Below are 17739 nucleotides of genomic sequence, written 5' to 3' on the forward strand. Positions count from 1 at the left end.
CGCCCTCGGGAGATGAGGTTACGCGGCTGAGAAAAGTTTGTAAACGAAGCGTTCATCGCCTCGGGGTCGTGTGTCAGTTATTCAAGGTTCACTGTGATCGTGCGATCAAACACCGCGACGGCTTGTGGCATGTAAACCGCGAACGTGTCGTCGGCGACGATCGTAAAGTCCGGCGTCACATTGCCACTGTTTTGTCGGGCACTGTCGTCAAAGATCCACGGCGGTCCCTTCAATTCGAGCTGAGTTCGCCACACGTCACGGTTGACCGTTGTATGCACCGGATCAGGTATATTGACGGCTTCGGGTTCCTTGCGGACTTCGACGATTTCGAACCAAGCAAAGTTCAGTTGCTGTGGAGGCGTTGGCGTGAGGGAGGCCAGTGCGGTGGTTTGATAGGGCAGATATTGGTTTCGAATCAGCATCAGCAATTGACCTCGTTTGAATCCGGGCGGATCTTGCTCGATGTCACCGGTTGGCACGATCGCACGGTGGGTCACGACTTCCACGGTTCCACCAAGGCCTTCGGCGAATGAGTTTCCGCTATCGACGCCGCTGACATAAAGCAATTGCTCGCCCAAGTAATAAGGACGATCTCGGTAGTCAAAAGTAAACTGCCGCATATCGAAACTTGCTTCGCCGTCCAAGGGAGTGTTCGGCGCGGGTTCGGTGTAGTCGTGAGCGCCCGGATTGGTCAGCAGTTCACGACGATCGAAGACGACCGTAGTGATTCGCACATTCGTCGCATCAAACGCGTCCGACTTGACGAACGACATGGCCGAAAAGCGACCGCTGTCCAAGTCTTTGATCAGGTTGCCGGCGCTGTCCTTGGCATAGAATCGACCGGCATCCAGCGTGTCGTCTTCGGCGATGACCAAGGATGGATCCGACGACTGGCTGGCACGGTCTCGCTCGATCAAATACTTCGGCGATGTTGGCACGTTGATCGTTACGGCCGATCCCGTCGGACGGTACGAAAATCCCGAGTGACCGATCGCCACACGCGGCATCCGCGGTCCACCCAATATCCCCGTAGCGTTTGTATTGAACCACCTTTGGTTCGCATTCGTCGTGCCGGGGCCATTGGGCGACGTTAAAGGGTTGAAAAGCGGCGTGAAGCATGGGAACAAGGATCGATCGTGCGGTGTTCCGCCCGGCTGAGTTGCTGTGAAGTCAAACCGATTGTCGGCGGCCGTCAAGAAATACGGATCGACACAGAAACCGTTTCGCAACATCGTTCGCGTCACGTTGACATTGAAATAGCTTTGTCGATCGGCAGTAGTTGCCGTATTGGGTGACAAGAAACCGCTGCGCGTACCTGCCTCCACACGAGCAACCGTTTCGTCGATCAGGTTCTGCACCGCGACGCTGGACTTGTCGAACTTGACCGCATCGGACGATTGGTTCGCCCCGACCGGGATCACCGAAGCGAGCCCCAGGATTCCGATCAGCAGCACGCCGATGGCAAACAGGACTTCCATGATGGAAAGGCCCGTTCTTGAAAATCGTTTGCCAGAACTGTTCATGTTAATTGTCATTTCACGCTTCTCCCGGATCGAGCCAGACGGCGTCCGTCGATAACGCGCTGAGTGAGGATGTCCACCTGTGATTGACGCAACGCGCAATCGACACCGCTAGGCGGACTGAGGGTTCGGGCGGTGTAGTAGGATGCTTTGTCTTCGACCGCCGGTGGTTGTGGGCTCATGCCCACCGCGCCGCTGTTCCCACGTACGGTGACCCAAATGGTTTCGGGGTTCGCATAGTTGGGCAGTTGGCCCTTGTACAACTCGGCCGTGTCAAACGTGTCAACGTTTTCGAGTTCTTCCACGCCATCGGCCCGACCGATGGCAACGTAGATCGTTCCGATCGACTGACGACCGACCATGCGATAGATCGATGCGGTGGTGTCTCGTTGTTCATAGATGACTTCGTCGAGATCGCCTTGACCATCGAACATGATCATCACTTGATCGAAACCGGCATCGGCATAAGGAGTGGTCGTTCCATCGCATCCGATGATCTCGCGGTTGAATTGCAAACCAGCGGTACCGATTCCGGAAACCGAAAGGTCAACAACCGCGTCACCCGACAGGTTCACCGAGGGCAAAAATGATTGCTGTGGAAAACCTTTGATTTCGAACGGGACCGATGAATAGTTCGGTCCTGCCGTCAACGGTAAACTCTTGTTCAACGGCGGCGAATTCGGCCACGGATAGGCGACGTCCATGAACGTGCCATCCAAGTTTGTTCCGCCCACGTTCAACGTCCCCGTTCGAATCCGCCCGACTTGCATCGGCCCAAAATCCTCGTCCAACGTGATCAACGCACCATCGCGAATCACGACACGGTTTCGTTGTTCGGCGGTCAGCGAGGCATCGTTGAATGACGTAGCGTCGCGATGCATCCGCGCCGACAGATTCGGCCCCGTGGACGGAAAGAACAACACGTAAACATTCGTCGATGCCGTGTAGCTGACGACATAGGCGACCGACGAAACCGAATCGCCCGAGTATGTGGGGACACCGGTTGCGAACGACATTTGTTTGCAATAGTTCGCACCCACCCCATCGGTCGCGGTGCGTTTGAGCACAACACCGAAAGGTCGGTTTTGGCGAATGGCTTGGGCACGCGCGTTCAAAAAGTACTGGCGTACCACTTCCGCGTTTCGCGTCACCGTATGTTGGCGCAGCGCTTCCTTCGCCGCCGGTAGGGCCACCAGCGTCAGGATGGACGCAATCATCAATGCGACCATCAACTCGATCAGCGTGAAGCCGCTTGGTTTGTGAAGTCGCATCAACGAGCCTTCAAGTTAGTGATGTTGTCTTTTGTCTCTTCCAGCTTCCCGGTCAGAATCGAACCGAATCCGCCGCCCTGGGGCGTGGACCGGCTGGCGTTGTAACGCGATCCGCCCGACGGGTCGTCAATGAAGTAGTTGTCGTTGGACGCGACTGCATCGCCGCCGAGATTGTGATAGGGATCGGGATAGCGATAGTTCGCGTCCGTCGGATCTTGGACGTCGGCGTACGCAAAGTCAGTTGTCGTTGTGTCATCGAACGAGGCGGGACTCGAATACAATCCGAACTCTTCGTCTGGGCCACCGCTGGCAATCAGCATCGTGGTGCGGAACGGACGATTCGAAACGACCGGGTTCGAGAATCGAGGATCCACTTGCGTGAAATCGAAAGGATCCGCTTCCGTTGACGTTTGACTCACGTGCCCGACCGGCCACCGAATGAACAGCAATGGCTTGCCCCACGGATCAATGATCTCCGGAACGAGATCACCGTCAGTGTTGCCGACCATGTCGTTCCCCATCAACTCAAGCGCCGGAGTGCCGTTGAACTCGATCACTGACAAAATCAGATACAAGCACTCGGCCGACTCGTGTTGGCGTGTCCAATAATTCTCAACATCCACTGGCGTATTGTCGTTCGCCGGTGTTGGGATGATGCTGGACGTGCTGTCCGCAAACGCACGCCGCGTCAGCATTGGCGGCGTGAAAGTGAACCCGCCGGTCCAAGTAGGACCGGTACCGATTCCATAGATGTTCTCCAGAGACATCGCGGCGGTCGCAAACGGCGGCAAAGTAACAGTGCCATCCAGACTCAACCGTGAACGCATCCGAAACCACAGATTCGGTGGTCGAATCTTCGACGGCGAGGCCGCTCCGGAAACCCCAACCATCAACCGTGCGGGTGGCATCAGCAAGTCGCCGCGACGATCGGGAAACGCCATCCGAAAACGATCGCGGTTTCCGATCATCAACGTTCGAGCCGTATTCGTCGTGCTGGGTGCCCGCACCAATGCGACGGGCGCGAAACTCATTTCGTTGAGCTCCGACAGCAAGATCTGCTCGATCGTTTCGATCTGACGCTTCGCCTTCTTCTCTTTCGCGTCTGCTTTCGCACCGGTAAGCATCATGCCCGTCATGCCGGACAGAATGCCCAACAGAACGATCACCACCATAAGTTCAACTAAGGTGAATGCCGATCGAGGATGATGAATGTGGTTTGACATAAAAGATAAGCCTTGGAAAACGCGAATGAGCAAAACGACCTACTTGAGCGCGGCTTCGAGCGTGGACTCCGTGAAGTTGGAAATGTTGTCGATCAGCGGGTTTTCAATGTCACCGTTAATCGAATCGATTTGATACTTGTCGACGCCGCTGTAGATGCATCCCGCCGGTGCGATCGCGTCTTCGTTTGGAGCGATCAGTTTTCCTGTGGGGTACTGGAAGTATGCCGGCTCCGGCGTACCGTCCGTGTTGATGTCAACGGTAGCAACCGATCCAAAAGTGTTGTCCAATCCTCCTGACATGATTTGGAATGACTTGTCATTCATGAAACGGAAAGCGGCCAACGCCGCCGTCTGCGAACCGTATGGCGTGGTCACCGAACGCGGATTGGGAAGATCGGCCATCATCGGACGCACAATCCCACCGGCACCTGCGTAACCATTGAAGTCACCAACGCCGGCGTCGAAGAGGTCGTAAGTACGCGAATCGAAGTACACGAACGGAGTACTCGTCTCGTCGCGACTGAGGTAGGTCATGAAGAGGTCAGCCGCAAGACCCGGTGAAAACGTGTTACGCGACTCATCGGTTGACACATACCGGTTAGTGAGCGAGAGGGTCGCTGCTGAATCAACGGTGCCAAGGGTGTACTGACCCGGCTTGAAGTTGAATAGCCCGTTCGTTCGCCCTGAATTGATTTGGTAGATCGTCGATGTCGGCGTGGCGGTCCCAACAAGACTCAGAGGCCCTCCGTTCCCAGTAAAGGGAAGCTCCGGATCGCTGCTGAATCCGCCCAACGCCCAAACCAATGCTTCGGCGCGATCCATTCTCGTTGGGTTGTGAACCGGATCGATTGCAACGGTAAAGTCAGTGTCATTCGGCGGTGTATCGTCGTCCGTCAAACGACGCAACAAGTCCAACTCCGATTGAGCGATGTTGGGAAACGCGCGTCGGTAGTGCTTCTCCGCGATTGTCCAGCTCGAAAAATCAGGCGGATAATCGCCGTACTTCAACTTGTACGATTCGATCGCCTGGGACATGCCCTCGATTTCAACACGGATAGCCGCGTTACGAGCGTTACGCAAAGCTCCCGTGATCGCAGGGATACTGATCCCCGCCAAGATGCCGATGATCACGATCACCGTTAGGATTTCGACGAGCGTGAAGGCGGCTCGCTTTCGGATGAGGTTTGTGTTCATGACAGGCTAGGGAGTAGGGGAAAAATAGGTGACAGGTTTCAGGTGACAGGGAAATCGTCGTCGATTAGTCGGTGATCGTGTTGGGGAAGTTGGGGCAAAGCGTTGAGGTTGGTTTGGGGTCGTTGGGCAATGATTTTTCGTAGTAGCTCATGCGGCCGTCTTCGTCGCATGTCCAGCACTCTTGGGCGCCGGCGTCGAAGTACAAGCGAAACTTGTTTTGGATTTCTTCATCACTGTTGGATGGGCTGAGAATCTCGACGCAAATTTCGGGTGACGTTTCCAATACGTTCTGATCGCCAAGGTCCGAAAAACGTTCTGGCGACAACCAAACCACATCGACCACTTTCACTCCGTCGCCCGTGATCAACCCACACTCCGTCGCCGAATAGCCACGCATGGCCACTTCCAGTTGACTGGCAATCTTTGACTGACGGCGACTGTGAATGAATCGTGCCGGTGGTGTCATGACGATCTGTCCCCAAGCATTGGTTTCAATCCGTTGCCCCAGTCGGGCCAGATCGCGATCACGCACGACTTCATCCCATCGCCGGCGATGAAAATCCATCGTTTGCTCGCGACTGGGTAGGTTGATGATCAATTGCATGGGAGTAGGTAACAGGTTTCAGGTAACAGGAAAATGGTCGGTGATTAGTCGGTGATCGTGTTGGGGAAGTTGGGGCAGAGCGTTGAAGTTGGTTTGGGGTCGTTGGGCAATGATTTTTCGTAGTAGCTCATGCGGCCGTCTTCGTCGCATGTCCAGCACTCTTGGGCACCAGCCTCGAAGTACAGGTTTCGTTTGTGTTGCATTTCCGCTTCCGTGTTGCTGGGGCTGATCACTTCGACGCAAATCTCGGGAGCTGTCTGGATCGTGACTCGGCCTCGGGCAAGTTGATACCGTTCATCCGAAAACCAAGCCGCGTCTGGTACTTTGATTCCGTCCAGCGTTTCAAGCGGCACGTCCGTTCGGCCAGCCCCACCCAACAACTTCTCAATCAACGCCGCAATCCGAAATGCGCGGTCGTTGTGAAAAAAAGTCGGTGGCGGATTCACAATCAATTGTCCAAACGAATTCGTTTCAAACTTCCCTTCCACCCCACTGAGCCTCGCGTCGGCAATCGCTCGCCCCCAACAGTCGCGAGCAAACGCAACGGTCTCTTCGCGACTGGGTAGGTTGATGATCAATTGCATGGGAGTAGGTGACAGGTGATAGGTGACAGGTGATAGGTGATAGGTGACAGGTGACAGGTGACAGGTGACAGGCCTTTTTCTGTGACCTGTCACCTGTTCCCTGTAACCTACTCCTACGTCAATCCGGAGATCAGTTCGACCAACGGCATGAATAGGCTGATGACGATGAAGCCGACCGCGACCCCTAGGAACACGATCATCAACGGTTCCATCAGGGCGGTCAGGCCGTCCGTCATGACTCGCACTTCTTCGTCGTACGTATCGGCGACCTTGTACAACATCGTGTCCAATTCGCCGGTCTCTTCGCCGACGTCGACCATGTTGACGACCAAGTCATCGACGACGCGTGATTTTGCTTTCGTTGCGCCGAACAACGCGGCCAGCACGGCGCCACCGACGGTCGCTTGCACGCCCAGCATCGTCAGCGTTTGGACCATCGTGCCGTCGTCCAACTTGGTGCCCTTGGCAGTCAACGCGACCGACAACAGGATCATGCCGGGGAACGAACCGAACAGTGCCCAGAACACCAGCGACATCGGGTTCAAACCCATCAACGAGTGTTCACGCAGCGGTTTGCTGATCACTTCACCTTCGCGAATCGCTTCGTTGGTCTTCTGAAACAACCGTTCGAACATGCCGTTGCCGGATGTTTCTTTGGTGATGTTGATGGCTTCCAAAATCGGTACACCCGATGCGACCAGGGTGCCCAACGTCCGCGTCGTTCGAGCCAGAATATTCTTTTCGATCAGGCTGCCGAAAATCGGCACCTTGATGATGAACATGTCAAAGCCCATCCGACCGTGCCGGAACTTGCGCATCAATTTGACCAGGATCAACAAGCACACCGGCATCGCGATCAACAGGAACCAATACCCGGCGATGTAGTTACTCATCGCGATCAACAACAGCGTCGGCGCGGGCAACGTCAAACCGAATTCTTCGAACATCGTTTCGAACGTCGGCACGATGAACAACATGATGAACGTCAAAATCGACGCGGCCACCATGACGACGATGACCGGATAGATCAACGCACCTTTGACTTTACGCTTTAGCGATTCGGCCCGTTCCAAGAAGTCGGCGAGCCGTTGCAGAATCGTTTCCAACGCACCGCCGGCCTCACCGGCCTTGATCATGTTGACGTACAGTCGACTGAACACTTTGGGTGATTTCGACATCGCTTCGGACAGCGTTGAACCGCCTTCGATTTCCTCGCAGGTGTCCATCAACGCGTTCTTCAGCTTGCCCGGCTTCTGGTTGTTTTCCAGAATCTTCAAGCTGCGAAGAATCGGCAGACCGGCGTCTTGCAGAATCGACAACTGACGTGTGAATGCGCAGATGTGTTTGGTCTTGGCGCCACCGATCGCGAAGGCACGTTTCTTGCCGGACTTGCCGCCACCCTTTTGCCCGGCCGCCTGTTTCTTGACGGAGATCTTCGTAACGAAGTATCCCATCTGGCGTATGGTGGTTTGCGCCTCTTCTTCGTTGGCGGCATCGATCTCGTCCCGGATCTCTTGTCCGGTCGCGTCCATCGCTTCAAATTGATAAACAGGCATTTGAATAGGCTTCAGGTAACAGGTTTCAGGTTACAGGTCTTGGGTATCAGGATCATTGATCCGAACGTGAACGGACGGCCGAGGTAAAACCGGACAGCATCCGCTTGACTTCTAACAATTGGTCTTCGAGTTGTCGGTGTAGTTCCGTGTCGATGTAGTCGAGGTCTTTTGCGAGGATGAGCTGATACTCAGATTCGCATGCGGACCCCATCGCGATGTCACAAAAATGGGCAAGGTCTCTATCTGTTCTGCGTCCACAGCCTTCGGCAAGGTTTGACGGAACCGAAGCCGACGATCGGCGGACCTGAGATGTCAAGCCATAACGTTCGTCGTCGGGGAACCGGCGAGTCGCACGGTAAACGCCCAGGACGAATGCATGTGCTTTCTCCCAAACCTTCAACTCTCGAAAATTTCGCATGACCGTGACGCCTCCTTATTACCTTTTTGATTCGTGCTACTCTGCTTTGCGTTTCCTGATGCCTGTAACCTGACACCTGTAACCTATTTCAGTCTTCCACGGTTTCTCGGATGACTTCGTCCAGTGTCGTGATGCCGTCGGCGGCGACGGCCATGCCGAAGTCTCGCAGCGACACCATGCCGGCTCGTTCGGCTTCTTCTCGCAATTCGTCCGTCGACGCGTTGGCCAGCACCATCTCGCGTAATTTGTCGTTCAGCAACATCAGCTCGAACAGTGCGATGCGGCCCTTGTATCCGGTGTTGTTGCAGGCGTCACAGCCGGTGCCCTTGAAGAACTTCTTGCCCGCGATCGCTGACTTTTCGATCCCCAGATCGAACATCATTGCCGAACTGACTTTTGATTCTTCGCGGCACTTGGTACAGATCCGGCGAACCAATCGTTGAGCCAAAATGGCTTCGACGGTCGCGCAGATCATGAACGGCTGGATGCCCATGTCTTTCAACCGCGTGACGGTCGCCGCGGCGCTGTTGGTGTGCAACGTGCTGAACACCAAGTGCCCTGTCAGCGCGGCTTGAATCGCGATCTCGGCCGTTTCCAGGTCGCGAATCTCACCGACCAGGATGGTGTCCGGGTCCTGTCGCAGAATCGCTCGCAAGCAACTGGCGAACGTGACGCCGACGTCCGAGTCGATGGGGATCTGGATGATGCCGTCGATGTCGTATTCGACCGGGTCTTCCGTTGTGATCAGCTTGTCGGCGATGTCGTTCAATTCCGACAGCGACGAATACAACGTCGTCGTCTTGCCCGACCCCGTCGGCCCCGTCACCAACACGATGCCGTTGGGTCGGTCGATGGCTGCACGAAAGCGGGCCATCATGTCTTCGTCCATGCCGACGTTTTCTAGCGACAGGTTGACCACCGATCGGTCGAGAACTCGCATAACGACCGATTCGCCAAAGATCGTCGGCAACACCGAAACGCGAAGGTCGACCGGGTGACCACCGACCATCAATTCGATCCGACCGTCTTGCGGCATCCGTCGTTCGGCGATGTCCAAGTCGGCCATGACCTTGATACGTGTCGTGATCGCGAACGCCAAGTGACGCGGCGGCGGAACCATTTCGTAAAGCACGCCTTCGGCTTTGATGCGGATCCGGAACTCGTCTTCGAATGGTTCGAAGTGGATGTCGGACGCGTGGTCCTTAATCGCCAGCAATAACACCATGTTCAGCAGCTTGCGGACGGGCGCCGAGTCGGCCAGTGCGGCGGCGTCGGTGATGCTGAACTTTTCTTTTTCGAGAGCCGAGACCATCGTCTTGAGCTCTTCGTCGTCGGCCAGCGATTGAACAAGCTTTTCGACGCTCTCGGCTTCGCTGTCATAGTGACGCGTGATGGTTTGCAACAGGTCACGCTCGGTGGCGATGACCATGTGAATTTCGTAGCCCAAGAAGGTACGCAATTCGTCTTGGATCGAAAGGTTTTGCGGATCGCACGTGGCAACGGTCAGCGTGTTGGTCTTTTCGTCGAAAGCGAGCGGAACGATGCGGTACAGCTGTGCCATCGTTTCGGAGATCTTCTCCAGAACACCTTCTTCGAACTTCGCCTCCTCCAGCGACACCGTTTGCATCGACATCTGTTCGGCGAGCGCCTGGATCAACTGCTCGTCCGTGATCAGCGTCATGTCCTCGGCGATCTTGCCCAGCAACGTCCCCGGCTGCTGTTCTTGTTCTTCCAAAACAATCACGAGCTGCTCGTCGGTCAAAAAACCGAGGTCGACCAAGATCTGTCCGATGCGTCGTGTTGCCATGAGAGTAGGTTACAGGTAGCAGGTTTTAGGTGACAGGAAAAAGCAATCAGTGTGTGGCGGGGATCAGCTATCGAAAAAACAGTCGCAAGGGCGAGGCTCTGATGCAGGAACTTGTCTTTCCTGTTGCCTGACCCCTGTTACCTATTCCTCTACTTCTCTTCTGGGATTGGGATCTGCTCGTCACCTTCGCCTCGACGACTGCTGACGATTCGCTTGGCCAAGTCGTCGGGGCGGTGCGCCTTGCCGAGCACTTCTTCGACGGTGACCATCTCTTTCTTCCACAAGTCGAACAGTGTGTCGTCCATCAACTGCATTCCGAACTTCGCTCCGGTTTGCATGGCACTGTTGATACGGAAGGTTTTATTTTCGCGGATCAGGTTCGAAATACCGGGCGTCACCACCAACACTTCGTAGGCCGCCACTCGACCGCCACCGATCTTTGGCAACAGCGTTTGAGCGACCACGCCGATCAACGTCGACGCCAATTGGGTTCGAATTTGGTCCTGCAGGTTACCGGGGAACGCGTCGATGATCCGGTTGACCGTGCCCTGAGCACTGTTGGTGTGCAGGGTGCCGAACACGACGTGACCGGTTTCCGCAGCACTGATGGCCGCCTCGATCGTTTCCAAGTCACGAAGCTCGCCGACCAGGATGACGTCAGGGTCCTGCCGCAACGCCCGGCGAATTGCTTCACTAAAGCTGGGCACGTCGACGCCGACCTCGCGTTGGTTGATCGTCGATTCTTTGTGGTCGTGATAAAACTCGATCGGGTCTTCGATCGTGATGATGTGGTGGTCAATGGTTTCGTTTAGCAGATTGATCAGCGATGCCAGCGTCGTCGACTTACCCGACCCCGTCGGTCCGGTAACCAGAAACAGCCCCCGCGGACGGTGAACCATTTTGACCACCGCATCGGGCAACCCCAACTGCTCGGGCGTCAGTTTGTCGTTGGGGATCTGACGCAGCACCATCGAGATGAAGCCACGCTGTTTGAATACCGAGACCCGGAACCGGGCCAGGTCGCCGAACGCGAACCCGAAGTCCGTCGAACCGGCTTCCTGCAATTCTCGCTGGCACCGTTCGGGGGTGATCGACTTCATCAACTGGACGGCATCTTCGCCCTCCAGCGTCTTCGTTTCCAGCTTGCGCATCCGACCGTGCAGTCGGAAGACCGGCGGTTGCCCAACGACGATGTGAATATCGCTGACGCCTTGCTTGATCGCAGCCTGAAGCAGTTTGTCGATCAGGACGGTTGCCATGGGAGTTGCCTTCCGCGGAGAGAACAGGTTTCAGGCATCAGGTTTCAGATGACAGGTCGAAACGCTGAATGATTGCAATTTGAGATAAGAGCCGAGTTCGGTGAGCCATCGTGGCCTCCGCTCGACATTGCCATTATTGCTATGAAACCCGCTGAGGCCAGAAAAACTGCCTTTGAACGGCAAGAAGGCACGAAAATTCGTCCGGTGACGGGAAACGTCGCCAGACGACGGGGGCACCCTACGTGGCCCAGCGACTCCGCTCGAGGGGTGCATGCACCCGCCGGAAAATTACAGGCACTGAGCAAACCCCGCGACGGCGGCGCGGGACCACGTCGGGTTGCGCGCAGAGCAGACACGACGGGACGAAAACCTGTCCTTAAAGCGAGTCCAGGTCCTTGACGATGTGGCCGAACGCCAGATGCTCTTGCTCGGTTTTTTTGGCCACCCGATAGACCTCTTCGAAGCTGGTGATTCCGCGCGTTGCTTTCAACATGCCGTCGGCGTAAAGCGTTGACATACCGTTCTTTATGGCTTCAATCCGCAACTGTTTGGTGTCGGCGTTCTTGAACATCAGCTCACGCAATTTGCCGTTGATCAACATCAACTCGTAAATGCCGATTCGACCCCGGTAACCCGACCGGCCACAGTACGCACATCCCTTGCCCCGCATAAAGGTCGCACCCTTGATCATCTCGGGCGGAAGCCCCGTCTCCTCCAACACCGCAGCAGACGGCTTGAAGGGCACCTTGCAGCGGGGGCAAATCGTCCGCACCAACCGCTGGGCCAGGATCGCGATCACCGAACTTGCTACCATATAGGATGGTACACCTATGTCCACCATTCGAGAAACAGAACTGGGCGCGTCGTTCGTGTGCAGCGTACTGAATACCAGGTGTCCAGTGAGTGAAGCCTGGATTCCCATCGATGCGGTCTCGTGATCCCGCATCTCACCCACCAGGATGATGTTGGGGGCCTGACGCAACATCGCGCGAATGATCAGAGCAAAGTCGAGCCCGATTCCGTGCTTCACTTCGACCTGATTGATGCCGGGCAAGTAATACTCGACCGGGTCCTCGGCTGTGATCACTTTGCGGTCAGGACGGTTCAGCGCGTTCAGTGCGGCGTACAGCGTTGTGGTCTTTCCCGAACCCGTCGGACCGGTGACCAGAATGATGCCGTTGGGGCGGCGGATCAGCGAGTTGAAGTTCCGGAAGTCACGTTCGGACAAACCGAGCTGGCGAACACCGACCTTGATATTGTCCTTATCCAGTAGACGCATGACCACCGACGAACCGTGGTTGGTCGGGATGATGCTGACCCGCAAATCCAGCTGCTTGTCGCCGACGGTGATCTTGATCCGGCCGTCCGTGGGTCGCCGCTTCTCGGAAATGTCGATCTTGGCCAGAATCTTGATGCGGGCCACGATCGCGGACAGCATCCGGCGGGGGGCGTTTTCCCGCTCGACACAAACGCCGTCAATTCGATAACGGATCCGGACGCGATCCTCGAAGGGTTCGACGTGGATGTCGGACGCCCGCAACTGGACGGCTTCGGCGATCATCAAATTGACCAGCCTGATGACGGGGGCCGAGTTGTCGTCGACTTCCTCAGACATCCCTCCATCGGCGTCGGAATCGGTTTCGGTGAAGTCGATGGCCGTGTCGGTGAACTCTTGCAGCATCGAGTCGGCGGACTCACCCTCGACCTGTCCGTAGTACTTGTTGATTGCCCCCAGAATGGCGGACTTGGGCGCCAGCGCGGTCTCGATCTTTCGGTTCAGGATGAATCGAAGTTTTTCGATCGTTTCGAGGTCAAAAGGGTCGGCAATCAGGACCCTAAGGGCTCCGTCGGCCTCACTGAACGGAATCACGTTGTTTTCGCGGGCGACCGATTCGGGCACCAATTCGATGACGTCGTCCGGGATCGAAACGCTGCGCAGATCGACGTAGGGAATCTTGTGATGCTTCGCCATCGCCTTGGCGACTTCTTCGGGCGTGCAATACTCCATCTGGATCAGCACGTCACCGACGTTCGCGTTGGTGGTCTTGGCGACGCCTTCGGCCTCGGTGAGCTGGTCGAGGCTGATGATTCCCGCCTTCAGCAACAGGTCGGTGAAGTCTTGCATCGCTTGAGCCATGGCTGGAGTCCTATCGAAAAATTTGAAGAGTTACGGCCGTGTTTGCCACCTTTCTCTAGGATACCATCGGGAACTGTGAAAGTGGCATACGAAGTTTAGGTGCAATCCATGAACGAACCGACGGTTGACGCGTTGACAAAGAAATCGTGCGTCCCTTGCGAGGGAGGCGTGCCGATAATCGACGCGGCGGCGGCAAAACCGTACCTGGCTGCCCTGCCAGATTGGTCGCTGGACGAGGCGGGGACGATGATTTCGCGGCAGACCAACTGCGGGAACTTCGTCAAAGCGATGAAGCTGTTGGGCCAAGTCGCCGAGGTGGCCGAGGACCAACAACACCACCCGGACCTGCATTTGACCGGCTACCGCCACGTCCGAATCGATCTGACAACGCACGCGATCGGCGGTCTAAGCGAAAACGATTTCATCGTGGCGGCAAAGATCGATGAAGTGCTGAAGGGGTAACCAAGCCCGCAACCCGATAAAGCAACCACTCCGGCTGCCCGAGCCCCAATTCAAGGTCGTGACTTTTATCAGGGGTCGTTCCATCCGCGCAAACTTCACTCTCCCTCCGGGAGAGTCGAGCGTCGGCGAGGAGAGGGCCCGGTGATGGAATCCTCCCCTCGCTTAGGCTCGACCCTCCTTGAAAAGGAGGGTCAAGCAAATCCATTGAAAATTCCGCGGTCGTTGAATCGGCGTTCTTCACTCTCCCTCCGGGAGAGTCGAGCGTCAGCGAGGAGAGGGCACGGCGCTGGAATCCTCCCCTCGCTTAGGCTCGACCCTCCTTGAAAAGGAGGGTCAAGTGAAACCATTGAAAGTGGTGGGGCATCCTACCGTCCCGCCTTGCGAAGGCTGAAACGATCGACGGCAGGATGGGAGGTCGATTCTGGGGGTTCGCATTTTGCGGGCGCGTTGGCCTCGGTCGCCGGCTTGGCGAAAATCGTTCATACTGGCGACTTCTCGTTGGAAGGACGTTTGTTGCATGGACGCATTGTTTGGCGATCAGCCGATCTTTGGTTTCGGACCGGACCCGCTTAGCCCTCACCCGGCCCGGCCGATCGATGCGGTTGGCGACGTGCGGACGGACGGGCTTCGCGAAAAGATCGTCCAGTCGTGCCCGCGTGTCCCCGGCGTGTATGGAATGCTGGACCGGAAGGGCAACCTGATCTATGTCGGCAAAAGCAAGTCGCTGAGGTCTCGGTTGCTTAGCTATTTTGCGGCGTCGAATTCTCAAGAGAAGGGCGGCCGGATCATCGAGAGTGCTCGGGCGATCCAGTGGGAAACGCAGCCGAGTGAGTTTGCGGCGCTGGTCCGCGAACAGCAACTGATTCGCCGGTTCGAACCGCGATGGAACGTGCAAGGAGTGCCCAAGCGGCAGCGGCCGGTCTATTTGTGTCTGGGCAAAAAACCGACGACTTTCTTCATTGCGGGCAAGCCGCCCAAAGACACGAAAGTGAAAACGACCAGCGACTGTATCGCGGTCGAGGGTCCGTTCTTCGGCGCGGCCCGCATGAACTTGGTCGCCGACACGTTGAACAAAGTCTTCAAGCTAAGGGATTGCGGCGAAAAGCAGACGTTTCGGTTCGCCGATCAACTGCAATTGTTCGACTTGGAATATCGGCCGGGGTGTCTGCGGCTGGAGGTCGGCACGTGTCTGGGCCCGTGCGCGTCGGCGTGTTCGCGGGCAGCCTATGACGACCGCGTCAATGCGGCGGAAAGTTTCTTGGACGGATTCAATCACGAGCCGCTGGACTCGATCCGCCACCAAATGGAAACGGCTTCCAAGAATCAACAGTACGAATTGGCCGCCAGAGCATTCGAAACGATTAAATCGCTGGAGTACATCGACCGGAAACTGAAAATGCTTAATCAGGCGAGGCGGCGATTCACGTTCATTTACGCGGTCCCCGGAATCGACGGCTGTGGGACGTGGTACTTGATCCACAGCGGCGAGATCGCGGATTGCGTCGCGGCACCTCGTAACGCGGTGGAGCACCGATTGCTGGCACCGAAATTGAAGTCATGGTCGGCGATCACGGCGAACCAATTGGACCGAGGCCACGGCGCCCATCCACACACGCTGTCGCTGGTCGCGTCGTGGTTTCGCAAGCATCGCGAAGAACTGAACCAACGGACGTTCGCCCCGCACTTGGCAGCGAAACACGCAAACACCGCAGCGTTCGACCAGCCAACGGCGACGATCGCGACAACCATTGCGGCAGGGAAGACCGACGAAGCTCGGTCTCCACTGCCCTGATCACTTTTAAACACCCCGATCTTTTTCAAGTGTCGATCAAGTCTTCGGGCGACAGGATTGGGACGCTATTCTCTTCCGTCTCTTGCTTTTCGCGCCAGGGCTTGGACTGGTTGTAGGTGTCTAGCTCTTCCTGCAACTGTTTCAGTTGGCTTTTCTCCTTGTCGTCTTCTTCGGACGCCAGATCAACCGCCTTCTTGCTCCACTCACGCGCCTTGTCGAAGTCACCCGTTTCGGCGTAACCGGCCGCCAACGTACTCAGGATGTGAGCCTCCTTGTACAGCGTCAACTCGGCCGCCGTCGTGGCTAGCTCAACGGCTCGCGTGCCGTTGCGAACCGAATCGTTGGGCGACGTCGACATCACCCATGACAAGTTGTTGTAGATGCCCGATGCTTCCGACTTTTCTTGATCACTTGCTTCCTCGGTATCGAGATTCCCGATCGCTGCGATCGCTTTCTCGTAGTCATCGATCGCACCGGCATGATCACCGACGCTCAGCAACGCATCGCCACGAGTCCGCAGCACGGCGACATTCTTGGGCTCGTCCTGCAAAATACTTGACAAAATATCGATCGCTTTTCGCGGACGATCGTCGATCGTGTAGAGGCTGGCCAAACGCAGCCGGCGGAAAAGATTCCCCGGATCCTTGTCAACCAGAAGCTGGGCGTCGTTGATCGCGTCGACCATCCGTTTCTCGGCGACGGCGATTTGCAAACGCAACTCAATCGCTTCGTCAGCACCTTCGATTCGCGGTTCGATTTCCAGCGCCGCAGCGAAATCGGCCTTAGCCGACTTGATGTCATCTCGATCAAGGGCAAGAGCCGATCGCTGCATCAGCGTCATTGGATCTTTGGGGGACATCGCGATCGCCTTGTTCAGGTCGGCCATCGCTTCATCGCTGTCGTTGTTGGCGCGGTGCAGAATCGCCCGCATCCGATACATCCCTTCGCTCGGCTTGGTGGCCAGCATCTTGGTGATCAACGCCATCGCGTCGTCGAGTCGGTCCAACTGCACGAGCTTCTGGACCGCGGCACCGGCGATCGCTTGGTTGGTCGGATCCTTGGCCAAGATGACTTCCAAATCCGCAATCGCACCTTCGACGTCATTGGATTGCAATTTTAGTGCGGCCCGAGCCTGGCGTGCTTCCATGTTGTCGGCGTCGGCTTCGACCGCCAAATCCAAATCCTGAAGTCGCTTGGTTTCGTCATCTTGCGTCAGCGCTCGAAGCACGAGCGCCGCGCTCTTCTCTTTCGGGTCGTCGTCAAGCAGTGCGATGGCGTTGGTCGTTGCTTCCGTGATCTGCCCGCGATCGCCACCCGGCAGAAGATTCAGTCTTGCGATCAACAAAAACGCTTCGACCAGTGTGGGATCGTATTTGACGGCCTGCTTCAACACGATGATCGCTTCGTCACGAACATCCTCACGTCGACGACCACCGGCCTGGACGATCGATTGAGCCAAACCTTCGGCACGTTGGAACAGCACCGAACCGAGCATTTGCTTTGCGAACGCAGCATTCTCTTCGTCCAGTCCTTTCTGGATTGACGACTCAAGCAATGCGGCAACCGATTCAAGCTGGGCTTCGCTTTCGGCGTCAATTCGCTTGATGATGGCTTCATCGAGCTCGGCCTGACCCCCAGAAACTGCTGGCGCGTTCGCAACCGGCGCGGCCGTTTGGGGCGCCGCGACTTCCGTCTGTGCCGCTTCGGGTGGCGCCGCCGTTTCTTGCCCGATCGCGTTGCCGGAACAAGCGAGAACGAACACACCGCTTAGGAGGGTCGGGACAATTTGGCACAGACGGGATCGGTCGAGCATATCGAGAAAACGCAAGGTCATGGGGATTCGGCTCATCACGTGAAGGGTCAGATGCTTCTCATTATGGCCGGTCGGCTAGCGCCGCGCGTAGACCGGAAC

The 17739-nt window shown here is 56.6% G+C and carries 14 protein-coding genes; 2 read left to right on the forward strand and 12 right to left on the reverse strand.

Annotated elements, in window-relative coordinates; all coding sequences use genetic code 11:
• Positions 1-77: 77 nt before the first annotated feature.
• From Poly51_RS01830 to Poly51_RS01880, 11 genes are all read right to left on the reverse strand, one after another.
• Positions 78-1535: a type IV pilus modification PilV family protein gene (locus Poly51_RS01830; protein ID WP_146453638.1), complete on the reverse strand. Its 1458-nt coding sequence runs from the start codon at positions 1533-1535 to the stop codon at positions 78-80.
• The gene (locus tag Poly51_RS01835; RefSeq protein ID WP_146453639.1) at positions 1532-2791 is read right to left on the reverse strand and encodes a pilus assembly FimT family protein; all 1260 of its coding nucleotides are present in this window, start codon (positions 2789-2791) and stop codon (positions 1532-1534) included. The genes Poly51_RS01830 and Poly51_RS01835 overlap by 4 nt, the downstream gene beginning before the upstream one ends.
• Entirely contained in the window at positions 2791-4014 is a 1224-nt protein-coding gene (locus Poly51_RS01840; protein WP_146453640.1) for a type II secretion system protein, read from the reverse strand. Before Poly51_RS01840 ends, Poly51_RS01835 begins: the two co-directional genes overlap by 1 nt.
• A gap of 39 nt (positions 4015-4053) precedes the next feature.
• Positions 4054-5208: a type II secretion system protein gene (locus Poly51_RS01845; RefSeq protein WP_146453641.1), complete on the reverse strand. Its 1155-nt coding sequence runs from the start codon at positions 5206-5208 to the stop codon at positions 4054-4056.
• Positions 5209-5272: 64 nt separating this feature from the next.
• Positions 5273-5812: a Uma2 family endonuclease gene (locus tag Poly51_RS01850; protein WP_146453642.1), complete on the reverse strand. Its 540-nt coding sequence runs from the start codon at positions 5810-5812 to the stop codon at positions 5273-5275.
• Positions 5813-5856: 44 nt separating this feature from the next.
• Positions 5857-6396: a Uma2 family endonuclease gene (locus Poly51_RS01855; RefSeq protein ID WP_146453643.1), complete on the reverse strand. Its 540-nt coding sequence runs from the start codon at positions 6394-6396 to the stop codon at positions 5857-5859.
• A 113-nt stretch (positions 6397-6509) separates the two neighbouring features.
• Positions 6510-7952 carry a type II secretion system F family protein gene (locus Poly51_RS01860; RefSeq protein ID WP_146453644.1) on the reverse strand — a complete coding sequence of 481 codons (1443 nt, stop codon included), beginning with the start codon at positions 7950-7952 and terminating at the stop codon, positions 6510-6512.
• Between the two features lie 52 nt (positions 7953-8004).
• Positions 8005-8370 carry a four helix bundle protein gene (locus tag Poly51_RS01865; protein WP_146453645.1) on the reverse strand — a complete coding sequence of 122 codons (366 nt, stop codon included), beginning with the start codon at positions 8368-8370 and terminating at the stop codon, positions 8005-8007.
• 88 nt (positions 8371-8458) lie between these two features.
• A complete protein-coding gene (locus Poly51_RS01870) occupies positions 8459-10177 on the reverse strand; it encodes a GspE/PulE family protein (RefSeq protein WP_146453647.1) in 1719 nt (572 codons plus the stop codon).
• Between the two features lie 149 nt (positions 10178-10326).
• Positions 10327-11436, reverse strand: a complete 1110-nt coding sequence (locus Poly51_RS01875) for a type IV pilus twitching motility protein PilT (RefSeq protein WP_146453649.1) — start codon at positions 11434-11436, stop codon at positions 10327-10329.
• Positions 11437-11812: 376 nt separating this feature from the next.
• Positions 11813-13573 (reverse strand): GspE/PulE family protein, encoded by a 1761-nt coding sequence (locus Poly51_RS01880; RefSeq protein ID WP_146453651.1) that lies wholly within the window; start codon positions 13571-13573, stop codon positions 11813-11815.
• Between the two features lie 108 nt (positions 13574-13681).
• Here Poly51_RS01880 and Poly51_RS01885 point away from each other — a divergent pair, with 108 nt between their 5' ends.
• Together Poly51_RS01885 and Poly51_RS01890 are read left to right on the forward strand one after the other, a co-directional pair.
• On the forward strand, positions 13682-14035 hold the full coding sequence (locus Poly51_RS01885; RefSeq protein WP_146453653.1) for a 4a-hydroxytetrahydrobiopterin dehydratase: 354 nt from the start codon (positions 13682-13684) through the stop codon (positions 14033-14035).
• 517 nt (positions 14036-14552) lie between these two features.
• Positions 14553-15827 carry a GIY-YIG nuclease family protein gene (locus Poly51_RS01890; RefSeq protein ID WP_146453655.1) on the forward strand — a complete coding sequence of 425 codons (1275 nt, stop codon included), beginning with the start codon at positions 14553-14555 and terminating at the stop codon, positions 15825-15827.
• A 25-nt stretch (positions 15828-15852) separates the two neighbouring features.
• Here Poly51_RS01890 and Poly51_RS01895 read toward each other — a convergent pair whose 3' ends face one another.
• The gene (locus tag Poly51_RS01895) at positions 15853-17676 is read right to left on the reverse strand and encodes a tetratricopeptide repeat protein (RefSeq protein WP_246114205.1); all 1824 of its coding nucleotides are present in this window, start codon (positions 17674-17676) and stop codon (positions 15853-15855) included.
• Positions 17677-17739: the final 63 nt, after the last annotated feature.

This window comes from Rubripirellula tenax, from assembly GCF_007860125.1.
GTDB classification, from domain to species: Bacteria; Planctomycetota; Planctomycetia; order Pirellulales; family Pirellulaceae; genus Rubripirellula; species Rubripirellula tenax.